Here is a 25,348-nt window from a genome sequence, read left to right as displayed (position 1 = left end):
TGCGGCATTCGGCGACGCTACAGACGCGCGAATGCTGCCATGTGAAAGGCCTGAACCTCGGCCGGATAGCGATAATCGGTGCCGTAAGGACAGGCGTTGCGATCAAGGCAGCCGCCGGTCCGGCAGGACGCGCCGTTTTGCCCGCGCACATGGGCCAGACAGGTTTCATGTGCAAAACCATTCGCAGAATAAGCCTCGACCGGACAGGATTTCAGGCAAGGTTTTTCCAAACATGTATCGCAAAGGTGAACCACCTCGTGGGGTTGTTGGAGCGCAATCTCATTTTCGAACAGCAGCGCGCCGCGATAGGCGTGCCAGAGCCCGTATTGCGGATGCATGAGGATGCCGAGCGGCGACGGCCGCAAGCCCTCCGCCCGCACCGCCCATTGCTGGAAAGGCAGATATGGCCTATCGGAGGGCGAAACCGCGCGCGCCCCGAATTTTCCGGCCACCGCGCCGATCACTTCGCGAGACCATCTGTCGAGCGGATCGTCGATCGGCTGTGACTGTTTCTCCAACCAGCGCAGGAAGTGCGGCCAAGGTGCGGCACCCGCCTGCCCCACCAGCAGAACGGATCTGGCGGCAGCGCCGGAGAGACCGGAAGGTGTCTCCTCAGCACCTGCAAAATTGAAGCCGCCGCGAAGCATAAGGCCATGGACGGAAAGTGCCGCCGCGATTGTTTGAGTCATGCCGCGCTCGGGATCACCCCTTCTTGTCCGGGTCGGAGAAGGCGCTCCGCCAGACTTCCTTGTGGATGATATTGGCGACTTTAGCCCCGCCTGATTCGGGCTCCTTTCAGGTGAAGGCGTCGGCCATCGACGCCTTCTTCCTGGCGATGAAGTCCTTCAGCCCGTCGTCGATGCCCGGGTCGAGATACGGCGCCTCGTAGCTCTCCAGCCAGCGGCGGGCGAGCTCGTTGGCGCGCTGCGGCGCGGTCTTTTCGCCTTCGGCCAGCCATTGCTCGTAGGAATTGTTATCGGCGATGTTGGAACGGTAGAACGCGGTCTGGAAATTGGCCTGGGTGTGATCGCAGCCGAGATAGTGGCTGCCCGGGCCGACCTGGCGGATGGCGTCCATCGCCTGGCCGTTTTCCGACAGGTCGACACCCTCGGAGAACTTCTGCGTCATGCCGAGCTGGTCGATATCCATCATGAACTTTTCGTAGCAGGAGGCGAGACCGCCCTCGAGCCAGCCGGCCGAATGCAGCACGAAGTTGGTGCCGGCGAGGATCGTCGAGTTCAGCGTGTTGGCGCTCTCGTAGGCGGCCTGCGCATCGGGGATTTTTGAAGCACAGAGCGAACCGCCGGTGCGAAACGGCAGGCCGAGCCGACGGGCAAGCTGTGCGGCGCCATACGAGACCAGCGACGGCTCCGGCGTGCCGAAGGTCGGCGCGCCCGACTGCATCGAGATCGACGAGGCGAAGGTGCCGAACAGCACCGGCGCACCCGGCCGGATCAGCTGGGTGAACGACGCTCCCGCCAGAACCTCGGCTAAAACCTGGGTCAGCGTGCCGGCGACCGTCACCGGGCTCATCGCACCGGCAAGGATGAACGGCGTGACGATACAGGCCTGATTGTGGCGCGAATAGACCTTCAGCGCTCCCAGCATGGTCTCGTCGAAGACCATCGGCGAGTTGGCGTTGATCAGGCTGGTCAGCACCGTGTTGTTCTCGACGAAATCGTCACCGAACACGATCTTGGCCATCGCCACCGTATCTTCCGCGCGCTCGGGCGCGGTCACCGAGCCCATGAACGGCTTGTCCGAATATTTGATATGGCTGTAGACCATGTCGAGATGCCGTTTGTTGACCGGCACGTCGACCGGCTCGCAAACCGTGCCGCCCGAATGGTGGATCGACGGCGCCATATAGGCGAGTTTCACGAAATTCCGGAAATCCTCGATCGTCGCATAGCGCCTGACGCCGTCGAGATCGCGCACGAAGGGCGGTCCATAGACCGGCGCGAACACTGTCGCGTTGCCGCCGATCTGCACCGAGCGCTCGCCGTTGCGGGCGTGCTGGGTATAGACGGACGGAGCGGTCTTCAACAGCGAGCGGCAGAGGCCCTTGGGGAAATGCACCCGCTCGCCCTTGACGTCGGCGCCCGCCTCTTTCCAAAGCTGCAGCGCCTCGGCGTCGTCGCGGAAGATGATGCCGATCTCCTCCAGCACCGTGTCGGTGTTCTTTTCGATCAGCGCCAGCCCTTCCTCGTCCAGCACTTCATAGACGTTGATCTTGCGCTTGATATAGGTGAGCTGTGTGCCGGGGCCGCCGCCCGAACGCGCGGCCCGTCGGGCTGCGGCGCCACCGCTGGCAGCGCGCCCGCGCCGTGCGTTTGACGCTTCCTGATCGACCGGCGCGTTCTCACTCATAATCGTTCTTCCCTGGCTTTCGTTCTGGCCTGATTTACTCCGGCCGGGCTGTTGTACCGGCCTGAAATCCGTTTGCGGCCGCATATTGCGGTCTCTGGCCGGATCGTAGCCATGCACCCTATTCGAAACGGCCCGCCAGCGCCAACGCCTGTCGCAAAATCGACAAGAATTCCAAGAGATTTACGGTCGCTTTCGTTTTGCGGGAAGTCGCAAATCAGCTATGGACAACCGGCCCGTGCGGGTTAGGTATTGACGCGATATTTTTAAGCTGCCGCGATAGTTGTAGCCGGCAAGGAGCCTGAGAAAAAATGGCCGACGACGAGATCATCCTTTCGGAACTCTCCGACGACGAGTTGGTGCAGCAGATGCACGACGATCTTTATGACGGGTTGAAGGAAGAAATCGAGGAAGGCACCAATATCCTTCTCGAGCGCGGCTGGGCGCCTTACAAGGTGTTGACCGAGGCTCTGGTCGAGGGCATGCGTATCGTCGGCGAGGATTTCCGCGACGGCATCCTGTTCGTTCCCGAAGTGCTGCTGTCGGCCAACGCGATGAAGGCCGGCATGTTCATCCTGCGTCCGCTGCTTGTCGCCACAGGCGCGCCGAAGCAGGGCAAGATGGTGATCGGCACCGTCAAGGGCGACATCCACGACATCGGCAAGAACCTGGTCGGCATGATGATGGAAGGCGCCGGCTTCGATGTCATCGACCTCGGCATCAACAATGCGGTCGAAAAATATCTCGATGCCATCGAAAAGCACCAGCCCGACATCATCGGCATGTCGGCCCTGCTGACGACGACCATGCCTTACATGAAGGTCGTCATCGATACGATGAAGGAAAAAGGCATTCGCGACGACTATGTCGTACTGGTCGGCGGCGCACCGCTCAACGAGGAATTCGGCAAAGCCGTCGGCGCCGACGCCTATTGCCGCGACGCCGCGGTGGCAGTCGAGACCGCCAAGGACTTCATGAAGCGCAAGCACAACGTCCGCGCTTCGGCCTGAGCCAATAAATCCGGCACCGACGAGAAAAGCCGCGCCTTGCAGTGCGGCTTTTTTATTCCCAAATGTTTAGAGCTGTGCGGATCAGGGTTTCTTGACGGTATCGTCAACAGCCTTCGCAGTGGATTTGATATCCTTACCGACGCCGCGCACCGTGTTGGCGCAGGCCGAAACAGCCAAGGCGCAGGCGAGAATAGCGATTGGCGCAACGCGGAACAATTTCATGAATGGTGTCTCCCTCAGCATATAAATTCGCTGGACAGCAACGAAGATGGATTAGACTGGTTCCATGACTACCGCGCGAAAACGACGATCCGATCAAGGCGACAGGCTGCTCGTCATCGCCTGCGGAATGATTGCGCGCGAAGTTTTGGCGGTCAAGGAGCAGCTCGGGCTCGACCATCTCGACCTGACTTGCCTGCCGGCGGAGTTCCATTTCTATCCGGACCGCATCGCGCCGGCCATGGACAAGGCTATCGAGAAGGCCAAGACCGACGGCTACAGACACATCTTCGTCGGCTATGCCGATTGCGGCACGGGTGGCCTGCTCGATCGGATCTGCGAGAAGCATGGCGTCGAGCGCATGGCCGGGCCGCATTGCTTTGCTTTCTACCAGGGCATGGATGCCTATGCGAAGGTCGCCGATGACGACATGATGTCGTTCTACATGACCGATTTCCTCTGCCGGCAATTCGATGCCTTCTTCATGAAGCCGCTCGGTCTGGACAAGCACCCGGAGCTGATCAAGGACTATTTCGGCAATTACGAGAAGCTGATCTATATCGCCCAGACCGACGACCCGGAACTCGACAAGGTCGCCGAAAAGGCGGCGAAAATGCTCGGCCTCGCTTATGAGCGGCGCTCGACCGGCTATGGTGACCTGACGAAGGAACTGGCCAGCGCTGCAATCCTGGCTTGACGATATTTCTAGGCAAAGTCTTCTTCAGCTTCGAGCCCGGCGAGCACATCTGCAAAGCTCGTCTTGCAGACGAAACCCAGCCGGTCCCTCGCCCGCGACGCATCATAGACCCGGTCGATCGACGAAAACATCGTCCAGCCTTTCTTCGTGTAGAGTGCCGGATAATCCGGAAAATAGCGCGCGACGACCGACGGCGCGTCGGCGATCAAGGCCGCGCAATCTTCGGGCTGGAAAGGCGTCGGTGCCGAGATGATGAAAGTGTCGAAGCCCAATTGCGGCGCTTTCTCCAGGGCAGCGATGTGGGCGTCGGCTGCGTCCTCCACCGTCAGCCGGCGGAACAACAGCTCATTGGCCTTGGTGTTGGCATCCGACTGTTCGATCACGTGCGCCATGTCGTCCGCCTCGGGAAAAAACCGGGCGGTGCGCAACACGATCACCGGCAGGCCGAACTGCAAATGATTGAGCCGGCAGAGCTGTTCGGCTGAAAGCTTGGTGACGCCGTAGATGTTGCGCGGTTCAGGCGACATGTCTTCCGTCAGCCATGCCGCCTTGCGCGCCCCGCCGGTGAAGCCGGTGCGGATGGACTCGGAAATCATCAGCGATGTCGTCGACGTAAACACGAAGCGCTGAACGCCAAAAGCTGCTGCCGCATCGAGCAGGTTGAGCGTGCCGCGCACATTCGTCTCGACGAAATCCTCGTTGCGATGACGTTCGATGTCAGGCTTGTGCAGCGCGCCGCTATGGATGATGGCCTCGATGCGGTTCTCCTCGACCGCCCTCATGACCAGGTCGCGATCGGCGACTGAGCCGACGATTCGCGTTTCCGAGGATGGGGCGGGATCGAGGCCGGTGACGTCATGACCAAGAGCCCGCAGGCGCGGCGCCAAGGCGCTGCCCAGCCAACCGGACGATCCCGTCAGCAAGATCCGCATTCTTTTGCACCTCGTTTCTGCTGTCGATGCTCAGGCACGGATGACAGAACACGGCGAAACATTAAGGTATGCGCCAGACGAGAAAACAGCCTGCTCCAGCCATCAAAAGGGAAACGCCACCGATGATCGCTCGCCTCATGTTTGCCGCAGCAACTGTCCTCTGCTTGACCATGCCCGCGTTCGCCGATGGCGAGGTGCAGAAGCTGATAACGGCTGCCGACAAGGCGCGGCTCAACAAATATGGCGAGACGCGCAAGGCAGCGCTTAACGAGGCGAGGGCCGGCGATCCCGCCGAGGTCAAGCAGCTCGCCGCCTTGCTGGCAAAGCCGCTGGTTCCCTTCTCTGACAGGGACCTGACCGGCAAATGGCAATGCCGCACCATCAAGGCCGGCGGATTGGGCCCGCTCGTCATCTATGGCTGGTTCAAATGCAAGGTGAGCGACGACGGTTCCGGCTGGAGACTGGAAAAGATCACCGGCTCGCAGCGCACCAAGGGCCGCTTCTTCGACGATGGCGAGAAACGCGCGATCTATCTCGGTTCCTTCCACGTCAACGACGATCCGGCAAAGCCCTACGGCAGCGGCCCGGAAAGCGATCAGGTCGGCTATGCCTTCCGCAACAGCGCCAGTGAATGGCGCATCGAGTTCCCGGCGCCCTATTACGAATCGAAGCTCGATATCCTCGAATTCAAGCGCTGAGCCCGATCACCAGGGGTTAACCCGGTCAGCCTAGCATTCGCGCGCAAAGAACAGGTTCTTTGCGGGGAGTCGCAGAGCATGGCACTGTCGAAAACAAACCAACGGCCGATCGTCGTCGTCACCGAAGGCGGCCCGCATATCTGGGCGATCGTCAACGCCCTCGCCGATCAACTCGGCCCGGTCAGCGTCATCCTCGAAGCTCCTGAATCCAAAAAGCAATTGCTCCTCGCGCGGGCGCGGCGGCAAGGCTGGACCTCGGCCATCGGTCAACTCGGCACGATGGTGCTGACGCGCCTCGGCAAGCGCTTCTTCGCCGGCCACGCAGCACGGCTTGCCGCCGGGCAGAAGCTGCAAACCGAACCGAAGCCTGGGCAAAAGATCATTTATGTCTCGTCGGCCAACGCGCCGGAGTGCCTGCAGGCGATTGCGGAAATCCAGCCGGGTGTGGTGCTGCTCGCCGGCTGCCGCTTGCTGTCGCGGCAGACGCTGGCGAAAATCCCTTGCCCGGTCCTCAACTACCATGCCGGCATCGCCCCGAAATATCGTGGCATGAACGGCGGTTACTGGGCGCTGGCTTCAGGCGATGCGGAGAACTTCGGCACCACCGTGCATCTGGTCGACGCCGGCGTCGACACTGGCGGCGTGCTGCGGCAGACGCGTGGCAAACCGCAGCCCGGCGACACAGTTTCGAGCTACGCGTTGCGGCAGGCGGCCTTCTCGCGCGACATCTGCGTCGAAGCGGTCAGGGATGCGCTGGCCGGCAAGCTCGGCACGGTGGATCCCGGCCTACCTTCGACACAATGGTATCATCCGACGATATGGTTTTATCTCTGGACGGGGATAAGGAACGGCGTCTGGTGACGCGCCGATTTACCGGACAGCCACCCGCCACTAACATTGCATCATGAGCGACATCGACCACCGCACCATCATTGCCGGCCTTTCGGTCGAGGACCGTCGCGACCTCACCGCCAGGGTTGACCGGCCAGGCATTGTCCGGCTGGCGGTCCATGCCGGGCTGGTTATCCTGCTAGGCGCGCTGATCGCCGCTCGCATCCCGTTCTGGCCCGCGCTCGTCTTGCCGCAGGGAATCCTGATCGTCTTCTTCTTCACGCCGTTGCACGAGACCATCCATGAAACTGCGTTCAGAACGGCGCGGCTCAATCGCACCATCGCCGCCGTGGCCGGCTTCCTTATCCTGCTGCCGCCGGCATGGTTCCGCTATTTCCATTTCGCCCATCACCGCCATACGCACGACCCGGACAACGACCCCGAACTGATGGCCCCGAAGCCGGAGACCATCAGCCAATATCTGCGCTATCTGTCAGGCGGCCCCTATTGGATCGCCATGGGCCGTGTGATCGCAACCAATGCGGCGGGCCGCAACCGCGACGGCTTTGTGCCGGAAAAGCGCCGCGGCAAGGTGGTTGCCGAAGCACGGCAGTTCCTGATCGGCTATGCGGCATTGCTGGCCGCATCGCTCGCCGCGCAGTCGGCGCTGCTGTTGTGGGTCTGGATCGTGCCGGTGCTGGTCGGACAGCCGTTTTTGCGTGCCTACCTGCTGGCCGAGCACGCGTTGTGCCCACATGTCGCCAACATGCTCGAGAACACCCGCACCACCTTCACCACAAGGCTGGTGCGCTTCGTGGCTTGGAATATGCCGTACCATTCCGAGCACCATTCCTATCCGGCCGTTCCCTTCCACCGCCTGCCGCGCTTCCATGACATCGTCGCGGAGCATTTACGCACGACCGAACGAGGTTACGTGCGCTTCCACAGGAAGCTGGTCGGCAGCTACGATGGCCGCGCCGGCTGACCAGTGCTGGAAGAAACTCCGCTTTCAACCGCGGCCGTCGATTGCGTCGCTTTTGAAGGCCCCCGCGTCGTCCCATAACAAGCAGCCCAACAGCGCTTCCGGCAATGCTCGAAACCACTGCATTGGCCAAAAGATCGGAATCGATCTTCGGAGAGCACGATGCAGCGGACTTAAATGGTAGAGCATCGTTTGTGCGTCCGATTGGACGCACGGCGCTCTGCAGGAGCAGGAAATTATGGCCGATCTGATCGTCGTCTACTGGCGCGACATCCCCGCCCAGGTCATCGTCAAGAAGGGCCGGCAGAACGCCAAGCGCGAACTGCCGCTGCGCTTCACCGAGGCGATCGACATGTGCGCCATGCGCACCGGCGCTGGCGGCACCGACGACTATCTTGCCGAATGGCACAAGGCAGAACCCCTCCCGGTCAGTGACGATCTTGAAGCCGAGGCCGAGAAGGCTCTTCAGGAACTTGATGCGAAATACGACCGTGAGCGGCTGGTCGCTCTGGTCAAGGCGGGGGGCAAAGAGAATGTCTGATCCCCAATCAATGCCGGCGACGACGGCTCGAGCCGGCGTAACCCAGGCGACCATCGTCAAGAAGGCGGCGCCGAAATCCGACTACAAGCCGGCCGACGTGTCGCCACAGCGGCGTGTGCAGCGCTCTTTCGCGGTGCGCCTTTGGTCTGTGCGGCATTCGCGGCTGCTCGAATGGTTCTACGGCAAATTCGCCGACATGTTCCTGCTCCTCCATCCGCTGTGGAAGGGCATCGGCTACAGCCGTGTCGAAGGGCCCGTGAAATTCGTCGAAAAGCGCGTCAAGGGCTTCATGTTCGACTGCCGCATGTGCGGCCAGTGCATTCTTTCCTCGACCGGCATGTCGTGCCCGATGAACTGCCCCAAACAATTGCGCAACGGCCCTTGCGGCGGTGTCCGCGCCAACGGCAATTGCGAGGTCGAGCCTGACATGCCTTGCGTCTGGGTCAAAGCCTGGGAAGGCTCGCGGAACATGGTGCATGGCGACAAGATTTTGGAAGTGCAGAAGCCGGTGGATCAGTCCTTGCGCGAAACTTCCGCCTGGCTGCGGGTCACCGCGCAGGCCGCGGCCGCCCGCAATGCGGCCCGGAATACTACGAAGACCGGAGCATCGGCATGATCGGCCGTCAGCCAGACGAGAATCCGGCCGGCATCCATTTGCCGCTCGATCCCCTGCCCGGCCACACCTCGCGTGGCCGGCTGGAACGCGTCCTCAGGCGCGGCGAGTTCGCAGTGACGACCGAGCTCAATCCGCCCGACAGCGCCGATCCGGAAGACGTCTACAACCGCGCCAGGATTTTCGACGGCTGGGTCGACGCCATCAATGCCGTCGACGCTTCCGGCGCCAACTGCCACATGTCGTCGGTCGGCATCTGCGCGCTGCTGACCCGCATGGGCTATGCCCCGATCATGCAGATCGCCTGCCGCGACCGGAACCGCATCGCCATCCAGGGCGACGTGCTTGGGGGTGCTGCGATGGGCGTCGCCAACATGCTGTGCCTGACCGGCGACGGCGTGCAGGCCGGCGACCAGCCCGGCGCCAAGCCGGTGTTCGATCTCGACTGCATGTCGCTGCTCGAAACCTGCCGCGTTATGCGCGATAACGGCAAATTCCTGTCCGGCCGCAAACTCACGACCCCGCCGCAGCTTTTCCTTGGCGCGGCGATCAACCCGTTTGCGCCGCCGATCGATTTCCGGCCCTATCGGCTGGGCAAGAAGATCGCCGCCGGGGCACAGTTCGTGCAGAGCCAGTACTGCTTCGACGTACCGATGTTCCGCACCTACATGCAGGAGGTCCGCGATCTCGGCTATACCGAGAAATGTTTCATCCTGTGCGGCGTCGGGCCGCTGGCCTCGGCCAAGACGGCCAAATGGATCCGCTCCAACGTACCGGGCATTCACATTCCCGATCAGATCGTCAAGCGCCTGGAAGGCGCTCAGGATCAGAAGAAGGAAGGCAAGCAGCTCTGCATCGACATCATCAATGAGGTGAAGGAAATTCCCGGTGTGTCCGGCGTCCATGTGATGGCCTATCGCCAGGAAGAATACGTCGCTGAGATCGTCGACGAATCCGGCGTGCTGAAGGGTCGCCGGCCGTGGAAACGCGAAATCCGCCGCGACGACCAGCTCGTTGCCGACCGGCTCGACCACATACTGCATGACGACCTCACTGAAACCCAGGTCGACATGGTCAAGACCGCGCATTGACAGCGCGAATCGTCAGCATTCGCTTGATCAGAAACAGATAACGATATAAAGAACTCTTTATATCACGATGGAGAGATTTCATGACCCGCACCATCGTCGCCTCGGCGACACGAGAAATCATCATCGGCTTCGATCAGCCCTTCTGCGTGATCGGCGAGCGCATCAACCCGACCGGCCGTAAGAAACTGGCCGCCGAAATGATCGCCGGCAATTTTGAGACCGTCATCAAGGATGCGCTGGAACAGGCCGCCTGTGGGGCGACCATGCTCGACGTCAATGCCGGCGTCACTGCAGTCGATCCCAACGCCACCGAGCCGGCGCTGCTGGTGCAGACGCTGGAGATCGTGCAAGGCCTGGTCGACCTGCCGTTGTCGATCGACTCCTCCGTGACTGCGGCAATCGAAGCGGCGCTGAAGGTCGCCAAGGGCCGGCCGCTGGTCAATTCCGTCACCGGCGAGGAGGAAAAGCTCGAAGCCATCCTGCCGTTGATCAAGAAATACAACGTTCCCGTCGTCGCCATTTCCAACGACGAGACCGGTATTTCGATGGACCCCGATGTGCGCTTCGCCGTCGCCAAGAAGATCGTTCAGCGCTGTGCCGACTTCGGCATTCCGGCGCATGATGTGGTCGTCGACCCGCTGGTCATGCCGATCGGCGCGCTGGGCGATGCCGGCCGCCAGGTATTTGCCCTGCTACGCCGGCTGCGCGAGGAGCTCAAGGTCAACACCACCTGCGGCCTCTCCAACATCTCATTCGGCCTGCCGCACCGTCATGGCATCAACGCCGCCTTCATCCCGATGGTGATCGGCGCCGGCATGACCTCGGCGATCATGAACCCGGTGCGGCCGCAGGAAATGGAAGCGGTGCGTGGCGCCAACGTGCTGAACGGCACCGACGAGAACTGCACCAACTGGATCAGGACCTACAAGGACTACAAGCCTGCTGAAGGCGGCCAGGCCGTTGCCGCCCGGACGCAGGTCAACGCGCCGGGCGATGGCAATGGCAATGGCGGACGCAGGCGCGGCGGCCGCGAAGCGCGTATGGCCCGGGGTTGAGCCAGGTCTTGGCCGACACGATATGGGGCCTAGGACTGGGGAGGAACCGAGACATAGCGGCATCGCTGCCGTAGCCAAGACCCGAGCTGCGTAAAAAGTAAAGTCTGGAACGTATGAACTCTCCCGTCAACATCACCGATCCGCTCGTGCTGTTCATGCCATCGGGCAAGCGCGGGCGGTTTCCGGTCGGCACGCCCGTTCTGGACGCCGCGCGCCAGCTTGGTGTCTACGTCGAGAGCGTGTGCGGCGGGCGTGCCACTTGCGGGCGTTGCCAGATCGAGGTGCAGGAAGGCAATTTCGCCAAGCACAAGATCGTTTCCTCCAACGATCACCTCTCGCCCAAGGGCGCCAAGGAAGAGCGCTACGAGCGCGTACGCGGCCTGCCCGAGCGCCGCCGGCTGTCCTGCTCGGCGCAGATTCTCGGCGATCTCGTCGTCGACGTGCCGCAGGACACCGTCATCAACGCGCAGACCATTCGCAAGGACGCCGACACCAGGGTCATCGCCCGCGATGCGGCAATCCGCATGTGCTATGTCGAGATCGAAGAACCCGACATGCACAAGCCGCTCGGCGACCTCGACCGTCTGAAGATCGCGCTGATGAAGGACTGGGGCCTCAAGAGCCTCGATTTCGATTTCCATCTGTTGCCGCAGGTGCAAGGCATTTTGCGCAAAGGCAACTGGACCGCGACCGCCGCCATCCACAAGGACACCGACAGCGAGACCGCACGGGTCATCGCTTTGTGGCCCGGCCTCAAGAACGAGGCGTACGGACTTGCCTGCGATATCGGCTCGACCACGATCGCCATGCATCTGGTGTCGTTGCTGTCGGGCCGCGTCGCCGCCTCGTCGGGCACATCCAATCCGCAGATCCGCTTCGGCGAGGATCTGATGAGCCGTGTCTCGTACGTGATGATGAACCCGGACGGCCGCGAAGGCATGACGGTCGCCGTGCGCGAGGCCATTTCGGGGCTTGTGGACAAGGTCTGCACCGAAGGCAACGTCCAGCGCAACGACATCCTGGATTCCGTGTTCGTCGGCAATCCGATCATGCACCATCTGTTCCTCGGCATCGATCCGACCGAGCTCGGCGGCGCCCCCTTCGCGCTAGCCGTCTCCGGCGCCGTGCACATCAAGGCATCGGATATCGGTTTGAAGCTCAACCAGGGCGCCAGGCTCTATATGCTTCCTTGCATTGCCGGCCATGTCGGCGCGGACGCTGCCGCAGTGACGCTGTCGGAAGGGCCGCACCGCCAGGACGAGATGATGCTGATCGTCGATGTCGGCACCAATGCCGAGATCGTGCTCGGCAATCGCCAGCGGGTCGTGGCGGCCTCATCGCCAACTGGCCCGGCCTTCGAAGGTGCGGAAATCTCCGGTGGCCAGCGCGCCGCACCGGGTGCCATCGAGCGCGTCCGCATCGATCCTGAAACGCTGGAACCGAAATACCGCGTCATCGGCTCGGAACTCTGGTCCGACGAGCCGGGCTTCCTCGACAGTGTGCAGGCGACCGGCGTCACCGGTATTTGCGGCTCCGGCATCATCGAGGTGGTCGCCGAGATGTATCTCGCCGGCATCATCTCCGAGGACGGCGTCGTCGATGGATCGCTGAGCGGCCACTCGCCCCGCGTCGTCGCCAATGGCCGCACCTTCTCCTATGTGCTGAAGGAAGGCGAGCCCAAGATCACCATCACCCAGACTGATGTGCGCGCTATCCAGCTTGCCAAGGCCGCCCTTTATGCCGGCACCAAGCTTTTGATGGAAAAACAGCACACCGATCATGTCGACCGCATCCACTTCGCCGGCGCATTCGGCTCGTTCATCGACCCGAAATACGCAATGGTGCTGGGCCTGATTCCGGATTGCGACCTCGACAAGGTCTCGGCCGTTGGCAATGCGGCCGGCGCCGGCGCCCGCATGGCGCTGTTGAACCGTGGCTATCGCCGCGAGATCGAGGAAACCGTTAGCAAGATCGAGAAGATCGAGACGGCGCTGGAGCCGAAATTCCAGGAACATTTCGTTTATGCCATGGCGCTCCCGAACAAGATCGACCCGTTTCCCAAGCTGTCGGCGGCGGTGAAACTGCCGCCGCGCAAGACGGTGAGCGAAGACGGCATTGCCGGCGACGCTGCCCCGCGGCGGCGTTCGCGCGAAGGCCATGCCGCGCGGCGCGGGCGGGGATGACTCGCCTCCGCCAGGCTGTCAGAACTTCCATTTTCATTTGTATGCAAATGTTTCCAGATCGCGCCGATCTGGAAACGAAATCGCGTTTTCGTGAAATCCGCCAGATACATAGGCGGAGCATTTAACCGGCATCGAACGGCCGGCGGAAACAGTTTTCGGCCACCGCAACGCTCCAAGGAGATCAAGATGTCGATGTTCGAAAGCTTCGGCCGCTATGGTGCGGCCTTCAAGAAAACACGCGAAGCGCGCAAGTCGCTGCGCATCCTCAACAGCTTGCCGCCTGAGATCCAAAAGGACATTGGCTGGCCGGTGTCGCCGCGTTCGAGCGAAAGGCAGCTTGCGGTCGGATGGGGCACGCAGCGCGGATGAAATTCATCGACAAATGCAAGCTGCTCGGTATTCGCCGGAGCCGCAATGCGGCTCCGGCTGCACCCAGCAATTGGCTGCGCGCCGCGTTGCTGCCGCGGCGTTGAGCTGCACCGGTAGGCCAGAGACTTCATGGCCGGACGCTTTGTCGACAGCTGGGATCAAACGACCGTATTGAGATTGCATCAATCTTGACTTTTTTGGTGGCGACACAATCTTCGAAATAGTCGGGGGTTCTCTTAGTCGGCTCAGCCGAAGTCCGTGTATCTGCATGCCCAGTCTCAAAAGCCACGTCGTGTCGTTCGTCCTCAGGTACAGCCGCAAGAAGGCGTTTTCCAGCCCCGAGAACCTGCAGCGCTGGATCGCCTATGCGCGCAAGACGGAAAACCATCAGCCGCCTGCGTCGCTGTGGTCACGCCTGGAGATCACAACCCGCACGATCAACGGCTTTCCCGTCTACGAGATCGCTCCCCAGGCTGGTGAGCGGAGGCGGATTCTCTACCTGCACGGCGGCGCTTACGTCTTTGAAATCACACCCTATCATTGGCGGCTGATCGCCGACATGGCCGACCGCCTCGGGTTCGGTATCACCGTGCCGATCTATCCCATTGCTCCCGAACACGATTTTCACGCCATGTTCGGCATGGTCGGCGCCGTCTACCGCCAGATGTTCGGCGAAACCAGGGCGAATGATATCATCTTCATGGGCGATTCCGCCGGCGGAAACATGGCCGTCGTGCTGACCATGATGGCTGCGCAAGACGGCCTGCCCTTGCCATCACGCCACGTGCTGATTTCGCCCGGTCTCGACGTGTCGCTCGCCAACCCAGAAATGTATGAGGCCGAACGCAACGATCCGTGGCTGGGCATTGCCGGCGGCCGCGAGGCGATCCGGCTTTACAGCGCCGGCATAGATCCCACCGACTGGCGCATCAGCCCGGTTTACGGCGACCTGTCGGTGCTGCCCAAAACGCTGCTGCTGACCGGTTCACGCGATCTGCTCACCCCCGACAATCTGATTTTCGCGGAAAAGGCACGCGCGGCCGGCGTCGAAATTGAGGTCGTCCACGAGCAAGGCATGTTCCATGTCTGGCCGTTGATCGACATGCCGGAGGCGCGTCGCGCGCGGGACAGCATAGTGGCCTTCTTGACCAACGAAACTGACAGTTATCATGCCAAGGCAGGAGAGTTGTCGCTGCAAAGGGCAGACCGCGACGGAACGCCTCGCGATCTGGTTGCGCCGCTCAGGTCGTAGTTTGGCTCAGAACTTCCCAGTTTCCCTGAACATCTCAAACGTCGCGCGGATATGGTCGGCGACTGCCTTCACTGGAGCGCTGGCGTCCGGCGTCACCACCATGGCCAGATTGTAGGTGCCGATGTCAGGCATGCCGTCCTTCGGGCACAGCTCGACCATATCGCTGCCGAGGAACGATTTCGGCAGCGGCGCCACCGCAAGATCCGCCATGATCGCGGCGCGCTGGCCGGCCGTGTGTGCGCTCATATAGGCGATACGGTAGTTGCGGCCCTCGCGGCCAAGCGCCTCCAATGCCCCTGCCCGCCAGGCACAGCCCTCTTCCCACAATGAGACCGGCAGCGGCTCACGCAGATGCGCGCAACCGCCCTTGGCACCGGCCCAGACGATCGGCTCGGTGAGCAGCACTTCGGCGCCGATCGCGCTGGTCTTGTACGAGTTGGTGAGCAACGTGATGTCGAGCGCCCGGTCGTCCATGCGCCGGCGCAGATTGACGCTCTGGTCGATGGTGACGTCGACCGCGATAGATGGATGCGATTGTGCGAACCGCTTCAGCACATGCGGCAGCACACGTTCGCCGTAATCGTCCGGCGAGCCGAGCCGCACCACGCCGACAATGTCTGGAATGATGAACTTCGACACCACCTCGCGATTGATCGACAGCAGCCGGCGCGCATAGCCGAGCAGCATCTCGCCATCGGTGGTCAGCGTCACCGAACGGGCGTCGCGCGCGAACACCGAGCGGCCGAGAATGTCCTCCAGCTTCTTGATCTGCATCGAGACGGCCGACGGCGTGCGGAAGACCGCATTGGCCGCAGTGGTGAAGCTGCCGGTCTCGGCGATTGCGACGAAAGTGCGCAGAACATCGAGATCGAGCAGCGGCAGCGGATGATTGAGTGGGGCGTTCATGGCAAGCGGCCTTCAATTTTTCTGATGCAAACCATCATTCCATTTCGTTTGATTGAACATCAGTTTGGGAGGATAGTCAACTCGGTCGGAGGCAGGACGCATCGAAGTGGTCCCGAAACAACCATGACACGGACCTGCAATCGACACGAAATGAAGCTGAAACAAAGCCGGTGTACCGCCTGACGCTGCAAGCGCAGGGACGACCCGGCCCAACGCGAAGGAGAATGAGATGTCTATCCTGTCATCCATCGGTCGGATCGCGACCGAGTTCAGCGAGGCCCGTGCCCGCTACCAGACGGAACGCGCCATCCGCGCGCTACCGATTGAACTGCAGAAGGATATCGGCTGGCCCGAAGCTGCCGATGCCAAGGCCGGCACTCGCCATGGTGTGGGATCGTGGGCTGGAGCAAAGTAAACCGTGTGTATCAACAGCTGAAGGCCTGCCGCGCAGATCAGCCCGGCAGGCCTTTTTGTTTGTACTCCAATGATTTTCCCGAGCCATGTCGCCGTCGCATGCCGCATATGAGCAAGTCGCATAGCAGCCCGCACTGGCAATCAACGCATTGTAAATAATCGAAAATCCTGGGCAGAATGCCCAAATTTGTCGCATTCCGTGTCGCTTTTCATATCAAGTGCTTCGCTTTTGCGATTTAGTTTCCCCTCACGTAAGCCTATATCATCATCAACAAACGAGCTGCCCCACTCCATCAAGCGAAGGCGACCCGTCTGAGCAACCGAATGGAGATGATCATGAAGCTTTTTGCCCGCCTCTTTGCCCGTCGCGAAATGAACCTGACGACCGCGCTCGAGCGCCAGCGCCTGGCCAACACCATGCCTGGCCAGACCGGTGCCATGGCTGCCGCGCGCCTCGGCTTCGTCGCCTGAGACGCGGCAATCCCGGCGGAAGCAGCCTTGCGCTGCTTCGAAGTCGATCCAGCGCCGCTTCGGTTTTGCCGAGGCGGCGTTTTCGTGTGCGCAGACTGCATAGGCTCGGTTGGTCGATCCGGCGGCATGTCGCGTCCTTCGCCGCATAGCGATCGCCCATTTGCGACCCGTGTCGCAAATAAAGTCGCTCCGTTGCCGTCTAGCCAATTGACAGGAAACGTCTTTCCTGATGTCGCTGTGCTAATCGCGACATCCTGTTCGCGCCATTGCAGCGTGAGGATCTACCCGTGAATGTCGTAAAGCACCCGATCCGGCGATCGTTCGTATTCTTCCTGGTCCCCGATTTCACCATGATCGCCTTCGCGACGGCGCTCGACCCGTTGCGTTCGGCCAACCGCATGCTCGGCTATGAAGCCTATCGCTGGCGGCTCGCCAGCATCGACGGCAAGCCGGTGCGCGCCTCGAACGGCGTCGAATGCGCCGTCAACACCTCGCTAGAGGAAGAGCGCAAGAAAATGTCCGGACCGGACCGGCCGAACATGGCCATCGTCTGCAGCGGCATCAATGTCGAGCGCTACCAGAACAAATCGGCCTTTGCCTGGTTGCGCGAGGAGTACAATCGCGGCGTTGCCGTCGGCGGCCTGTGCACTGGCGCGCATATCCTGGCCGCCGCAGGCCTGCTGTCCAACAAGCGCTGCGCCATCCATTGGGAGAACCTGCCGGGCTTTTCCGAGGCGTTCCCCAAGGCCAATGTCTTCGCCGACCTCTTCGAGATCGACCAGAACATCTACACCTGCGCCGGCGGCACCGCCGCGCTCGATATGATGCTGAAGCTGATCGGCGACGATTTCGACGAAAGCCTCGTCAACCGCGTCTGCGAGCAGGTGCTGACTGATCGCGTGCGCAGCCCGACCGACCGCCAGCGCCTGCCGCTGCGCGCCCGCCTTGGCGTGCAGAATTCCAAGGTTCTGGCCATTATCGAGCTGATGGAAGCCAATCTCTCCGAGCCGCTCTCGCTGATCGAGGTCGCTGATCATGTCGACCTGTCGCGCCGGCAGATTGAGCGCCTGTTCCGCACCGAGATGGGGCGCTCCCCTGCCCGTTACTATCTGGAGATCCGCCTCGACCGCGCCCGGCACCTGCTGATCCAGTCGTCGTTGCCGGTGGTCGAAGTGGCGGTCGCCTGCGGCTTTGTTTCCGCCTCGCATTTCTCCAAATGCTATCGCGAGTTGTACGCCCGCTCGCCGCAACAGGAACGCGTCGACCGCAAGCAGCTTCTGGCGGCTTGATCTGGCAAATCAGCAGAGGACCGGCGAAGTGTGATATTCCGCATCGAGAGATGTCGCATGACCACGAGTTCGAGCCTATCCGAAAAACCGGCCGACCCGCACAGCTTCCGCCTCGATGCAGAAAAATGGGCCGCGTTCATGGCGGCAATGGACGCCCCTACGCGCGACCTTCCACGCCTAAAGCGCCTGTTGAGCGAACCGAGCATCTTTTCCGGTCGCGGTCGAGTGTAGGTTGCGGCGACTATACCTGCGCCGTGCGCATAGCCTCGACGCGGATGTCTTCCGTCAGCCGCGCTTTCAGCGCCGAAAATTCCGGGCTGGTCTTCAGCGTGTAGTGGCGCGGATGCGGCAGGTCGACGGCAACGTCCGATTTGATGCGGCCCGGCCGTGCCGTCATCACGACCACGCGCGACGCCATGAAGATCGCCTCCTCGATGTCGTGGGTGACGAACAGCACCGTTTTTTGCCGGCGCTCCCAGATGCCGAGAAGCAGTTCCTGCATCAGCCCGCGGGTCTGGTTGTCAAGCGCGCCGAACGGCTCGTCGAGCAGCAGGATCTCCGGATCGTTGGCCAGTGCCCGGGCAATCGCGGTGCGCTGCTGCATGCCGCCGGAAAGCTGCTTCGGCCAATGGTTTTCAAAACCTCTCAGCCCGACGAGATCGACGTAAGAAGCGACGATCTCGCTGCGCTCGTGCTCGGCCATTCCACGTTCGCGCAGGCCGAAGGCGATGTTCTCGGCGACCGTCAGCCACGGAAACAGCGTATAGGACTGGAAAACCATGCCGCGGTCTGGACCGGGCCGGTCCACCACCCTGCCGTCGAGCAGAACACGTCCCCCACTCGGCGCTTCGAGGCCGGCGACGATCCTGAGCAGTGTCGACTTTCCACAGCCGGATGGCCCCAGGATGGTGATGAAGTCGTTGGCGGCGACCGCCAGATCGATCGGCATCAGCGCCTTGACCGGCTGCCCACCGCCGACACCGGCGAAGGTGCGCGAGACGCCTTCGATGAGCAGCTTGCTCACGCCAGGCTCCATGGAAACAGCCAACGGTTGAGCGCCTTGAAGGCGAAATCGGACAACAGCCCGATCAGGCCGATGACGATGATGCCGAAGATGATCTGCCCTGTCGCCAGCCGCGACTGGCTGTTGATGATCATGTAGCCGATGCCCGACGACGAGCCGATCAGCTCGGCGACGATGACATAGGTCCAGGCCCAGCCGAGCACCAGCCGCAGGGTCTCGGCAATCTCCGGCGCATTGGCCGGCATGATCACGCGCCGCACGATGCCGTTGTCGGACGAGCCAAGCGTGTAGGCCGCCTCGACTAGGTCGCGCCGTGTGCCGCCGACCTTGACCGCGATGATCAGAATGATCTGGAACACCGAGCCGACGAAGATCACCAGCAGTTTTTCGAGCTCGCCAACGCCCGCCCACAGGATGAGCAGCGGGATGAAGGCCGATGCCGGCAGATAGCGGGCGAAGGAGACGAACGGCTCCAGGAACGCCTCCACGGGCTTCCAGGCACCCATCAAGATGCCGAGCGGCACGGCAACGATGGCCGCCATCAGGAACCCGCCGAAGACGCGCCAGATGGTGATAAGGATGTCGAGCCAGAAGCGGTCCTCGACCAGCAGCCGCCAGCCGTCTCTCACCATCGACAGCGGATCGGCAAGGAAAATGCGATTGACGTGGCCGCCAAGCGTGATCCACGCCCAGAACGCCACGAACAGCACGAAGAACGAAATGCCGAGCACGGTTCGAATGCCCGGCGAGACCGGATGCAAGGGGCGCGGCATCTTCGACCGTCCTCTGATCTGAATGAAAAAGCGGCGGCGCACGCGCCGCCGCCGGGCGACAATCCTGGCGGTTAGTCGGCGACGGCGCTGGTGTCGGCCAACGTCGAGACGTCAGGCGCTTCCTTGATCAAACCCATCTGCAGCAGAAGCTCGCCAGCGGTCTTGGAAAAGTCCTGGAATTCCTTGGTGAAGAACTGCTTGTTTTCAGCCTTGTCGGCCCATTTCAGGTATTTGGCCGACTCTTCGAATTCCTTGGCCGACTGCTTCACGTCGGCACCCATCGTCTCATAGGATTTCGCCGGATCGCTCTTGATCAGGTCGAGTGCCTCGAAATAGCTGTCGGCAAGCGCCTTGCCCGCATCCGGATTGGCCTTGAGGAACTCCGGCGTGCAGCCGACCGTATCGAGCACCATCGGATAGTCGAGAGTGGTGACAAGGATATGGCCCTGGTCGGACTTTTCGCGCACCGCCGAGATGAACGGCTCATAGGTGACCGCCGCATCGTTCTGGCCGGCGAGAAACGCCTGCGCCGCCGCATCCGGCTCCAGGTTGACGACCGTCACGTCCTTGGTCGACATGCCGTTCTTGTTGAGCACCCAGGCCAGCATGAAATAGGGCGAGGTGCCCGGCGCCGAAGACGCGACCGACTTACCTTTGAGATCGGCGACGGTCTTGATGTCGTTGCGGGCGACGATGCCGTCGGCGCCGTAGGATTTGTCGAGCTGGAATATCTGCTTGGTCGTCACGCCATTGGCGTTCCAGACCAGCCAGGTCTCGACCGTGGTGGCGGCGCATTGCAGGTCGCCGCTGGCGATGGCGAGCGGCCGGCTGGCTTGCGGCACCTTCTTCAAGGTGACGTCGAGGCCGTGCTTTTCGAAGATGCCGGCCTGCTTGGCGAGCGTCAGCGGCGCAAAGCCGGTCCACCCACTGATGCCGATGCTGACCGATGTGGCGGCCATCGCCGGCGCGGACAATCCGACGGCAAGCGTCAAGCTTGCGGCAAGAATTCCGATCCTGTTCATGTCGGTTCCCCTTTAATGTGTTCGGATGCGGAATTGTGTCACAGACGCCCGCAGGCTTGTCAATGAAGCAGATGCTGCACTGCGGTATGTCACCATCGACAGCAAACTCCGCCATCAGCGGCTGTCGTACATCCAGCTGCGGTCGCGCCACATTTTTTCGCCGACTAGGCAGTCGGTGACGGGGATGTCCTGTGCCAGCACCAATGGCGGATGCGCCGCCTCTTCCGCCGCTCGCTGCGGCGAGGCCGGACCGGCAAGCTCCAGCACCAGCTTGCGGCGGATGGCCTCCGGAAACTGCGTCCAGTCATTGACCGGGATCATGAAGGAGCCCGGCCCGCCGATGACGCAGTCGCTGTAGTAGCGGTCGAGATTGTTGACATCGTAAGCGCTGCTGAACCCGCCCCTGGTCATCAGCGGCAGGCCGTTGACGGTGATGCCTTGCTTGATCACGGCGTCGCGGGTGATATCGACAGGTGCGCCCTGGTTGTTGGGGCCGTCACCCGAAATGTCGATCACCCGCTTGACGCCCTGGAAGCCGCTTTCAGCAAAGAGATCGCTGGCGAATTCCAGCGCGCCGGAGATCGAGGTGCGCCTGGCACTGGCCGGCGGATGAGCGGAAAGCTGCGCTGCCAGCCGCTCGGCGTCGGCACGATTGGCGATCACCGTCCACGGCACCACGACCTGCTGCCAGGTCGCGCCAGCCCATTCGACATAGGTGACGGCAATCTTGCCATGAGCGCCTTCGCCGATTGCCCGCAGGACATCGTCATGCGTCAGCGCCGCCGCGTAGCCATGACGCTGGATTTCGAGCTCGTCCGGCGACATGGACAGCGAAACGTCGACTGCCAGCACCAGTTCGACGTCGACCGGCTCGGCGGCGCGGGAGTTTGCAGTCAGCCATAGCACCGACGCCAGCGCGGCGGCACCCGAGACGAGATGTCTTGCACGGGCAAAACCAGACATGCCGCACGGTAAGCGAAAATCGCCGATCGACAAAGAGAAAAGCCCGGTGAAGAGCCGGGCTCATCCGGTCACATTCTTGCGAACCGCCGGAAAGCGAATTTCATTTGTAGATGCGGTGCCCGCCCCGTCCCCGCCACTCCACGGCCTTCTCGACATCCGTCTCGGAGAATGGGTCCGGCTTCGGTTTTCTAGCACCGACTCCGCGCGCTGCCCTCCAGTTCGGCTTGAATGACGGCGGAAGCCACAACAGAATACCTGCAACCGCGGCAGGCAAGATGATCGCAAAACGCAGAATTGAAAGTACGATGCCGCACATGCCGACGATCTGCGCGGCCCGGCGGACGCCGAAGCGTCTCAGGAACAAATGTCTTGCAATCACGCCGCCATCCAGATCGTAGGCGGGCAGGATGTTGAGAATGATAAGTGACACGTTCAATAATGCGCCAATCCAAAGCGTCCATTCCAGAGGACCGGCCGACCTTGACGGCAGCCACCCGAATGGCCTTTCGGGCACAACTGGGATGAGTTCTCCAAAAACCAGATAATAGGCCGCATCGAAAAACGCGGCGAGCGCGATGTTCGCCAGGGGACCCGCTATCGCAATCCGCGCCCAGGCAGGCGATGGCGCTGCGGCGCGTTTGAAACGCGTGAGCCCGCCGAAGAGATATAATTCTATCCTGTCGGTGGCGACGCCTTGTCGGCGTCCGATCCAGGCGTGTGCCAGTTCGTGCAGAAATATCGACGCAAACAGAAGCGCTGCAAAGATAGAGGTATGGATCAGTGCATCCTTGGGTCGGCTCGCCCACTCGTTCAGGAAGGGCAGCACAATGGGAATTGCGAAGGTCCAGCTGACGCGAACCGGGATATTCCGGTTCAGCTGAAACACAAGCGCATCGTTTTTTCTGTCCCAGCCGATCCGCCGCAAAGGCACCCCCCAATCGCAGCGCGACGGTAAGCGAGAATCATCGCTCCACAAAGCGAAAAGCCCGACAATGAATCGGGCTTCTGCATTCAGGGTCCTGCTGGCACTGCTCGGCTTGCCTGTGTGGAGAATCGGCAGGCAAGCAACGCTTAGCTGCGCGGATTGAGGTTCTCCGGGTCGTAGAGCGGCCTGTAGCCGACGGCGGCCACTTCGACCGGGTACTTCTCGCCGAAATATTCGACGCTCAGCTTGCGGCCCTCCTGGCAATACGCCCAGGGCAGGTAGGCGAGCGCGATGTTCTTGCCGAGGGTCGGACCATAGGCCACCGAAGTCGTGAAGGAGCGGCGGCCGAGCTCGTCGACGAGCGTCTCACCGGTTTGCGGGTCCATCACCGGCATCGTGCCGACCGGATAGCGGGGAACGCCATTGGAATCGGTATTGTCCGTCATGATAAGCGTGCAAAGCATGGCCGGCTGATGCACCCGGGCGCGATATTCCAGATGCTTTGCCTTGCCGCAGAAATCGGCCTCCTTGACTTTCGGACGGGCAAGGTCGGCTTCCAGCAGATTGTATTCGGTCAACAGGTCCGCATTCTGCAGGCGCAGGCTCTTCTCCATGCGGCGGCTGTTGGCATAGGTCTCGACGCCAAAGGCCATCACGCCGGTCGACCGCAGCGCGTCCCAGACAGCCAGACCGTCCTCGTAGCGCATGTGCAGTTCCCAGCCTTGCTCGCCGACATAGGAGATGCGGAAGGCGGTCACGTCCTTGCCGGCGATCCTGACGGGCTTGATCGCGGCAAAGGGAAAATTCTCCGGCGTCAGCCCATCGGGGTTTTCCACGCACTTGCTCAATGTCGCCCGCGCGTTCGGACCCCAGATGCCGACGGTCACATATCTCTCGGTCACATCGGTGACGCTAACGTCGAAGCCTTTGTCCTCTGCCGTCCGGCGCATGTACTGGAAGTCGCGCGGCCCGGCATCGGCGCCGTCGATGACGCGGCAGCGGCCGGCCATGCGGATGACGGTCAGGTCGGCGCGCACCATGCCTTCCTCGTCGAGGAAATGGGTATAGATGCCCTTGCCTATATTGCCGTCACCGCCGATTTTTGCCGCGCACAGCCATTCCATCAGCGCGACATGGTCCGGGCCTTCCACGTCGTACATGGCGAAATGCGACAGGTTGACGATGCCGCAATCCTCGCTCATCGCGAGATGCTCGGCGTTCGAGACACGCCAGAAGTGGCGGTTATCCCATTCGTTTTGGCGCACCGGCACCCGGTTGCCGTATTTCTCGAGCAGATGCTCGTTGGCGGCGTAGCCATGGGCGCGCTCCCAGCCGCCGAGTTCCATGAAATAGCCGCCGAGTTCCTTCTCGCGCTCCCAGAAGGGCGAGCGGCGGACATTGCGAGCCTTGGAGAAGGGCTCGCGTGGATGGACCGCTGGGTTGTAGACCTTCATAGCGGTTTCGGTGCAGCGATCCCAGATGAACTGTTCTTTCGTCTGGTGCGGATAGAAACGCGAATAGTCGATGGCGTGGTGGTCGATCGCCGTGCGGCCGTCCGTCATCCAGTCGGCGATGAGCTTGCCCATGCCGGGGCCGTCCTTGACCCAAATCGCCACCGCATACCAGAGGCCCCTGACCTTCTGGCTTTCGCCCATCGAGGGGCCGCCGTCCGCCGTCACCTGCAATAGGCCGTTGAAGGAATGGCTCTCATTGTAGCCCAGCTCGCCCAGGATCGGCGTCAGTTCCATGGCGCGCTCGAGCGGCGCCAGGATCTGCTCCATGTCGAGATCGCGTTGCGACGGCGAAAGCCGCGCCTCGTTTTTCTCGAGAATATCGCGCGGATGGCAAAGGCGCGGATTGGTCTCTTCGTAATAACCCCATTCGATCTGCCCGCCTTCGGCGGTCTTGGGGTCGCCGGTATCGCGCATGTAAGCCGAGTTGCCCTGGTCGCGCAGCAGCGGCCAGCCGATCTCCTTGCCGGTGCCGGCGAACTCGGTGTACGGCCCGAAGAAGGTAAGCGGATGGTCGATCGGCATGACCGGCAGGTCCTCGCCCGCCATTTCCGCGATCAGCCGTCCCCAGATGCCGGTGCAGACCACGACATAGTCGGCCTCGATGGTGCCGCGGTCGGTCACCACGCCCTTGATGCGGCCGTTCTCGATGACGAGCGACCTGGCCGACGTATTGGCAAACGCCCTGAGTTTGCCGGAAGCTTCCGCCTGATCGACAAGCTTGCCGGCGACGGTCTGCGAGCGCGGGATGACGAGGCCGGCGTCGGGATCCCACAGGCCGCCCTGTACCATCTGTTCTTCGATCAGCGGGAATTTTTCCTTGATCTCGGCGGGATCGATCAGGCGGGCGCGTGTGCCGAAGGCCTTCGCCGAGGCGATCTTGCGCTTGATCTCCGCCATGCGGGCGTCGTCGCCGACGCGGGCGACCTCGAGGCCGCCGATGCGCGCGTAGTGACCCATTTTTTCGTAGAAATCGATGGAATAGAGCGTCGTCCAGCACGACAGGAAATCATGGCTGGTCGTGTAGCAGAAGTCGGAAGCGTGCGCCGTCGAGCCGATATCCGTCGGGATGCCCGATTTGTCGATGCCGACAATATCGTCCCATCCGCGCTCGATCAGGTGATGGGCGACCGATGCGCCGACGATGCCGCCCAGCCCGACGATGACGACCTTCGCCTTTTCCGGAAACCCTGCCATTGCCCGCGACTCC

The 25,348-nt window shown here is 61.9% G+C and carries 27 protein-coding genes; 16 read left to right on the top strand and 11 right to left on the bottom strand.

Annotation, left to right across the window (positions count from 1 at the left end):
- Nucleotides 1-17: 17 nt before the first annotated feature.
- Together NKH33_RS08755 and NKH33_RS08750 are read right to left on the bottom strand one after the other, a co-directional pair.
- Complete coding sequence (locus tag NKH33_RS08755) at nt 18-647, bottom strand: hypothetical protein (RefSeq protein WP_352817022.1); 630 nt, start codon at nt 645-647, stop codon at nt 18-20.
- A gap of 148 nt (nt 648-795) precedes the next feature.
- Entirely contained in the window at nt 796-2,370 is a 1,575-nt protein-coding gene (locus tag NKH33_RS08750) for a trimethylamine methyltransferase family protein (protein WP_292654762.1), read from the bottom strand.
- 308 nt (nt 2,371-2,678) lie between these two features.
- Between NKH33_RS08750 and NKH33_RS08745 the strand changes: the two genes are divergently transcribed.
- Nucleotides 2,679-3,377, top strand: a complete 699-nt coding sequence (locus tag NKH33_RS08745) for a cobalamin B12-binding domain-containing protein (RefSeq protein ID WP_023676506.1) — start codon at nt 2,679-2,681, stop codon at nt 3,375-3,377.
- An 81-nt stretch (nt 3,378-3,458) separates the two neighbouring features.
- Here NKH33_RS08745 and NKH33_RS08740 read toward each other — a convergent pair whose 3' ends face one another.
- Nucleotides 3,459-3,599 (bottom strand): entericidin A/B family lipoprotein, encoded by a 141-nt coding sequence (locus NKH33_RS08740; RefSeq protein WP_023676507.1) that lies wholly within the window; start codon nt 3,597-3,599, stop codon nt 3,459-3,461.
- A gap of 64 nt (nt 3,600-3,663) precedes the next feature.
- On the opposite strand from NKH33_RS08740, the gene NKH33_RS08735 reads away from it, so the two are divergent.
- Nucleotides 3,664-4,293, top strand: coding sequence for a DUF1638 domain-containing protein (locus tag NKH33_RS08735; RefSeq protein ID WP_352918938.1), 630 nt, complete (start codon nt 3,664-3,666; stop codon nt 4,291-4,293).
- A gap of 8 nt (nt 4,294-4,301) precedes the next feature.
- Here the strand turns inward: NKH33_RS08735 and NKH33_RS08730 are convergent, their stop codons facing one another.
- The gene (locus NKH33_RS08730) at nt 4,302-5,225 is read right to left on the bottom strand and encodes an NAD-dependent epimerase/dehydratase family protein (RefSeq protein WP_352918936.1); all 924 of its coding nucleotides are present in this window, start codon (nt 5,223-5,225) and stop codon (nt 4,302-4,304) included.
- Nucleotides 5,226-5,347: 122 nt separating this feature from the next.
- Between NKH33_RS08730 and NKH33_RS08725 the strand changes: the two genes are divergently transcribed.
- The 10 genes from NKH33_RS08725 (at nt 5,348) to NKH33_RS08680 (ending at nt 14,840) form a co-directional block, all read left to right on the top strand.
- Nucleotides 5,348-5,923 (top strand): DUF4893 domain-containing protein, encoded by a 576-nt coding sequence (locus NKH33_RS08725; RefSeq protein WP_352681615.1) that lies wholly within the window; start codon nt 5,348-5,350, stop codon nt 5,921-5,923.
- A gap of 78 nt (nt 5,924-6,001) precedes the next feature.
- On the top strand, nt 6,002-6,784 hold the full coding sequence (locus NKH33_RS08720) for a formyl transferase (protein WP_352679962.1): 783 nt from the start codon (nt 6,002-6,004) through the stop codon (nt 6,782-6,784).
- Between the two features lie 43 nt (nt 6,785-6,827).
- Entirely contained in the window at nt 6,828-7,739 is a 912-nt protein-coding gene (locus NKH33_RS08715) for a fatty acid desaturase (protein ID WP_352679959.1), read from the top strand.
- Nucleotides 7,740-7,974: 235 nt separating this feature from the next.
- Nucleotides 7,975-8,277 carry a virulence factor gene (locus NKH33_RS08710; protein WP_352470289.1) on the top strand — a complete coding sequence of 101 codons (303 nt, stop codon included), beginning with the start codon at nt 7,975-7,977 and terminating at the stop codon, nt 8,275-8,277.
- On the top strand, nt 8,270-8,893 hold the full coding sequence (locus tag NKH33_RS08705) for a methylenetetrahydrofolate reductase C-terminal domain-containing protein (protein WP_352766913.1): 624 nt from the start codon (nt 8,270-8,272) through the stop codon (nt 8,891-8,893). The genes NKH33_RS08710 and NKH33_RS08705 overlap by 8 nt, the downstream gene beginning before the upstream one ends.
- Nucleotides 8,890-9,981, top strand: coding sequence for a methylenetetrahydrofolate reductase (locus tag NKH33_RS08700; RefSeq protein WP_352918933.1), 1,092 nt, complete (start codon nt 8,890-8,892; stop codon nt 9,979-9,981). The genes NKH33_RS08705 and NKH33_RS08700 overlap by 4 nt, the downstream gene beginning before the upstream one ends.
- 80 nt (nt 9,982-10,061) lie before the next feature.
- Entirely contained in the window at nt 10,062-11,036 is a 975-nt protein-coding gene (locus NKH33_RS08695) for a methyltetrahydrofolate cobalamin methyltransferase (protein WP_023676516.1), read from the top strand.
- A 113-nt stretch (nt 11,037-11,149) separates the two neighbouring features.
- The gene (locus NKH33_RS08690) at nt 11,150-13,219 is read left to right on the top strand and encodes an ASKHA domain-containing protein (RefSeq protein ID WP_023676517.1); all 2,070 of its coding nucleotides are present in this window, start codon (nt 11,150-11,152) and stop codon (nt 13,217-13,219) included.
- A 186-nt stretch (nt 13,220-13,405) separates the two neighbouring features.
- Nucleotides 13,406-13,588: a hypothetical protein gene (locus NKH33_RS08685; RefSeq protein WP_352500957.1), complete on the top strand. Its 183-nt coding sequence runs from the start codon at nt 13,406-13,408 to the stop codon at nt 13,586-13,588.
- Nucleotides 13,589-13,856: 268 nt separating this feature from the next.
- Nucleotides 13,857-14,840, top strand: a complete 984-nt coding sequence (locus tag NKH33_RS08680) for an alpha/beta hydrolase (RefSeq protein ID WP_352500958.1) — start codon at nt 13,857-13,859, stop codon at nt 14,838-14,840.
- 6 nt (nt 14,841-14,846) lie between these two features.
- Here NKH33_RS08680 and NKH33_RS08675 read toward each other — a convergent pair whose 3' ends face one another.
- A complete protein-coding gene (locus NKH33_RS08675; RefSeq protein ID WP_023676521.1) occupies nt 14,847-15,746 on the bottom strand; it encodes a LysR substrate-binding domain-containing protein in 900 nt (299 codons plus the stop codon).
- A gap of 229 nt (nt 15,747-15,975) precedes the next feature.
- Here NKH33_RS08675 and NKH33_RS08670 point away from each other — a divergent pair, with 229 nt between their 5' ends.
- The 4 genes from NKH33_RS08670 (at nt 15,976) to NKH33_RS08655 (ending at nt 18,151) form a co-directional block, all read left to right on the top strand.
- Complete coding sequence (locus NKH33_RS08670) at nt 15,976-16,161, top strand: hypothetical protein (RefSeq protein ID WP_352452109.1); 186 nt, start codon at nt 15,976-15,978, stop codon at nt 16,159-16,161.
- A gap of 335 nt (nt 16,162-16,496) precedes the next feature.
- A complete protein-coding gene (locus NKH33_RS08665) occupies nt 16,497-16,631 on the top strand; it encodes a hypothetical protein (RefSeq protein ID WP_013894968.1) in 135 nt (44 codons plus the stop codon).
- Nucleotides 16,632-16,981: 350 nt separating this feature from the next.
- On the top strand, nt 16,982-17,920 hold the full coding sequence (locus NKH33_RS08660; protein ID WP_352501106.1) for a GlxA family transcriptional regulator: 939 nt from the start codon (nt 16,982-16,984) through the stop codon (nt 17,918-17,920).
- Nucleotides 17,921-17,977: 57 nt separating this feature from the next.
- Complete coding sequence (locus NKH33_RS08655) at nt 17,978-18,151, top strand: type II toxin -antitoxin system TacA 1-like antitoxin (protein WP_352470283.1); 174 nt, start codon at nt 17,978-17,980, stop codon at nt 18,149-18,151.
- Between the two features lie 10 nt (nt 18,152-18,161).
- Here NKH33_RS08655 and NKH33_RS08650 read toward each other — a convergent pair whose 3' ends face one another.
- The 6 genes from NKH33_RS08650 to NKH33_RS08625 form a co-directional block, all read right to left on the bottom strand.
- Nucleotides 18,162-18,944 (bottom strand): ABC transporter ATP-binding protein, encoded by a 783-nt coding sequence (locus NKH33_RS08650; RefSeq protein WP_352500960.1) that lies wholly within the window; start codon nt 18,942-18,944, stop codon nt 18,162-18,164.
- Entirely contained in the window at nt 18,941-19,717 is a 777-nt protein-coding gene (locus tag NKH33_RS08645; protein ID WP_352539653.1) for an ABC transporter permease, read from the bottom strand. Before NKH33_RS08645 ends, NKH33_RS08650 begins: the two co-directional genes overlap by 4 nt.
- Nucleotides 19,718-19,788: 71 nt before the next feature.
- Nucleotides 19,789-20,739 (bottom strand): ABC transporter substrate-binding protein, encoded by a 951-nt coding sequence (locus NKH33_RS08640; protein WP_352452114.1) that lies wholly within the window; start codon nt 20,737-20,739, stop codon nt 19,789-19,791.
- A 114-nt stretch (nt 20,740-20,853) separates the two neighbouring features.
- A complete protein-coding gene (locus NKH33_RS08635) occupies nt 20,854-21,702 on the bottom strand; it encodes a DUF1194 domain-containing protein (protein WP_352918931.1) in 849 nt (282 codons plus the stop codon).
- 100 nt (nt 21,703-21,802) lie between these two features.
- Complete coding sequence (locus tag NKH33_RS08630) at nt 21,803-22,627, bottom strand: site-2 protease family protein (RefSeq protein WP_352918929.1); 825 nt, start codon at nt 22,625-22,627, stop codon at nt 21,803-21,805.
- A 146-nt stretch (nt 22,628-22,773) separates the two neighbouring features.
- A complete protein-coding gene (locus NKH33_RS08625; RefSeq protein WP_352918927.1) occupies nt 22,774-25,335 on the bottom strand; it encodes a GcvT family protein in 2,562 nt (853 codons plus the stop codon).
- Nucleotides 25,336-25,348 lie beyond the last annotated feature (13 nt).

The sequence above is a fragment of the Mesorhizobium sp. M1182 genome (genome assembly GCF_040318335.1).
GTDB lineage: Bacteria > Pseudomonadota > Alphaproteobacteria > Rhizobiales > Rhizobiaceae > Mesorhizobium.
The sequence above is the reverse complement of the archived record's forward strand: the minus strand, read 5'-3'. Positions and strand labels throughout refer to the sequence as shown.

Excerpts from the sequence above, each read along its gene's own strand:
- NKH33_RS08645 (WP_352539653.1), bottom strand. The coding sequence starts at position 19,717 with ATGCCGCGCCCCTTGCATCCGGTCTCGCCGGGCATTCGAACCGTGCTC.
- NKH33_RS08740 (WP_023676507.1), bottom strand. The coding sequence starts at position 3,599 with ATGAAATTGTTCCGCGTTGCGCCAATCGCTATTCTCGCCTGCGCCTTG.
- NKH33_RS08700 (WP_352918933.1), top strand. The coding sequence starts at position 8,890 with ATGATCGGCCGTCAGCCAGACGAGAATCCGGCCGGCATCCATTTGCCG.
- NKH33_RS08665 (WP_013894968.1), top strand. The coding sequence starts at position 16,497 with ATGAAGCTTTTTGCCCGCCTCTTTGCCCGTCGCGAAATGAACCTGACG.
- NKH33_RS08675 (WP_023676521.1), bottom strand. The coding sequence starts at position 15,746 with ATGAACGCCCCACTCAATCATCCGCTGCCGCTGCTCGATCTCGATGTT.
- NKH33_RS08695 (WP_023676516.1), top strand. The coding sequence starts at position 10,062 with ATGACCCGCACCATCGTCGCCTCGGCGACACGAGAAATCATCATCGGC.
- NKH33_RS08745 (WP_023676506.1), top strand. The coding sequence starts at position 2,679 with ATGGCCGACGACGAGATCATCCTTTCGGAACTCTCCGACGACGAGTTG.
- NKH33_RS08735 (WP_352918938.1), top strand. The coding sequence starts at position 3,664 with ATGACTACCGCGCGAAAACGACGATCCGATCAAGGCGACAGGCTGCTC.
- NKH33_RS08720 (WP_352679962.1), top strand. The coding sequence starts at position 6,002 with ATGGCACTGTCGAAAACAAACCAACGGCCGATCGTCGTCGTCACCGAA.
- NKH33_RS08730 (WP_352918936.1), bottom strand. The coding sequence starts at position 5,225 with ATGCGGATCTTGCTGACGGGATCGTCCGGTTGGCTGGGCAGCGCCTTG.
- NKH33_RS08625 (WP_352918927.1), bottom strand. The coding sequence starts at position 25,335 with ATGGCAGGGTTTCCGGAAAAGGCGAAGGTCGTCATCGTCGGGCTGGGC.
- NKH33_RS08725 (WP_352681615.1), top strand. The coding sequence starts at position 5,348 with ATGATCGCTCGCCTCATGTTTGCCGCAGCAACTGTCCTCTGCTTGACC.
- NKH33_RS08750 (WP_292654762.1), bottom strand. The coding sequence starts at position 2,370 with ATGAGTGAGAACGCGCCGGTCGATCAGGAAGCGTCAAACGCACGGCGC.
- NKH33_RS08705 (WP_352766913.1), top strand. The coding sequence starts at position 8,270 with ATGTCTGATCCCCAATCAATGCCGGCGACGACGGCTCGAGCCGGCGTA.
- NKH33_RS08690 (WP_023676517.1), top strand. The coding sequence starts at position 11,150 with ATGAACTCTCCCGTCAACATCACCGATCCGCTCGTGCTGTTCATGCCA.
- NKH33_RS08660 (WP_352501106.1), top strand. The coding sequence starts at position 16,982 with ATGATCGCCTTCGCGACGGCGCTCGACCCGTTGCGTTCGGCCAACCGC.
- NKH33_RS08715 (WP_352679959.1), top strand. The coding sequence starts at position 6,828 with ATGAGCGACATCGACCACCGCACCATCATTGCCGGCCTTTCGGTCGAG.
- NKH33_RS08680 (WP_352500958.1), top strand. The coding sequence starts at position 13,857 with ATGCCCAGTCTCAAAAGCCACGTCGTGTCGTTCGTCCTCAGGTACAGC.
- NKH33_RS08655 (WP_352470283.1), top strand. The coding sequence starts at position 17,978 with ATGACCACGAGTTCGAGCCTATCCGAAAAACCGGCCGACCCGCACAGC.
- NKH33_RS08755 (WP_352817022.1), bottom strand. The coding sequence starts at position 647 with ATGCTTCGCGGCGGCTTCAATTTTGCAGGTGCTGAGGAGACACCTTCC.
- NKH33_RS08710 (WP_352470289.1), top strand. The coding sequence starts at position 7,975 with ATGGCCGATCTGATCGTCGTCTACTGGCGCGACATCCCCGCCCAGGTC.
- NKH33_RS08635 (WP_352918931.1), bottom strand. The coding sequence starts at position 21,702 with ATGTCTGGTTTTGCCCGTGCAAGACATCTCGTCTCGGGTGCCGCCGCG.
- NKH33_RS08685 (WP_352500957.1), top strand. The coding sequence starts at position 13,406 with ATGTCGATGTTCGAAAGCTTCGGCCGCTATGGTGCGGCCTTCAAGAAA.
- NKH33_RS08670 (WP_352452109.1), top strand. The coding sequence starts at position 15,976 with ATGTCTATCCTGTCATCCATCGGTCGGATCGCGACCGAGTTCAGCGAG.
- NKH33_RS08640 (WP_352452114.1), bottom strand. The coding sequence starts at position 20,739 with ATGAACAGGATCGGAATTCTTGCCGCAAGCTTGACGCTTGCCGTCGGA.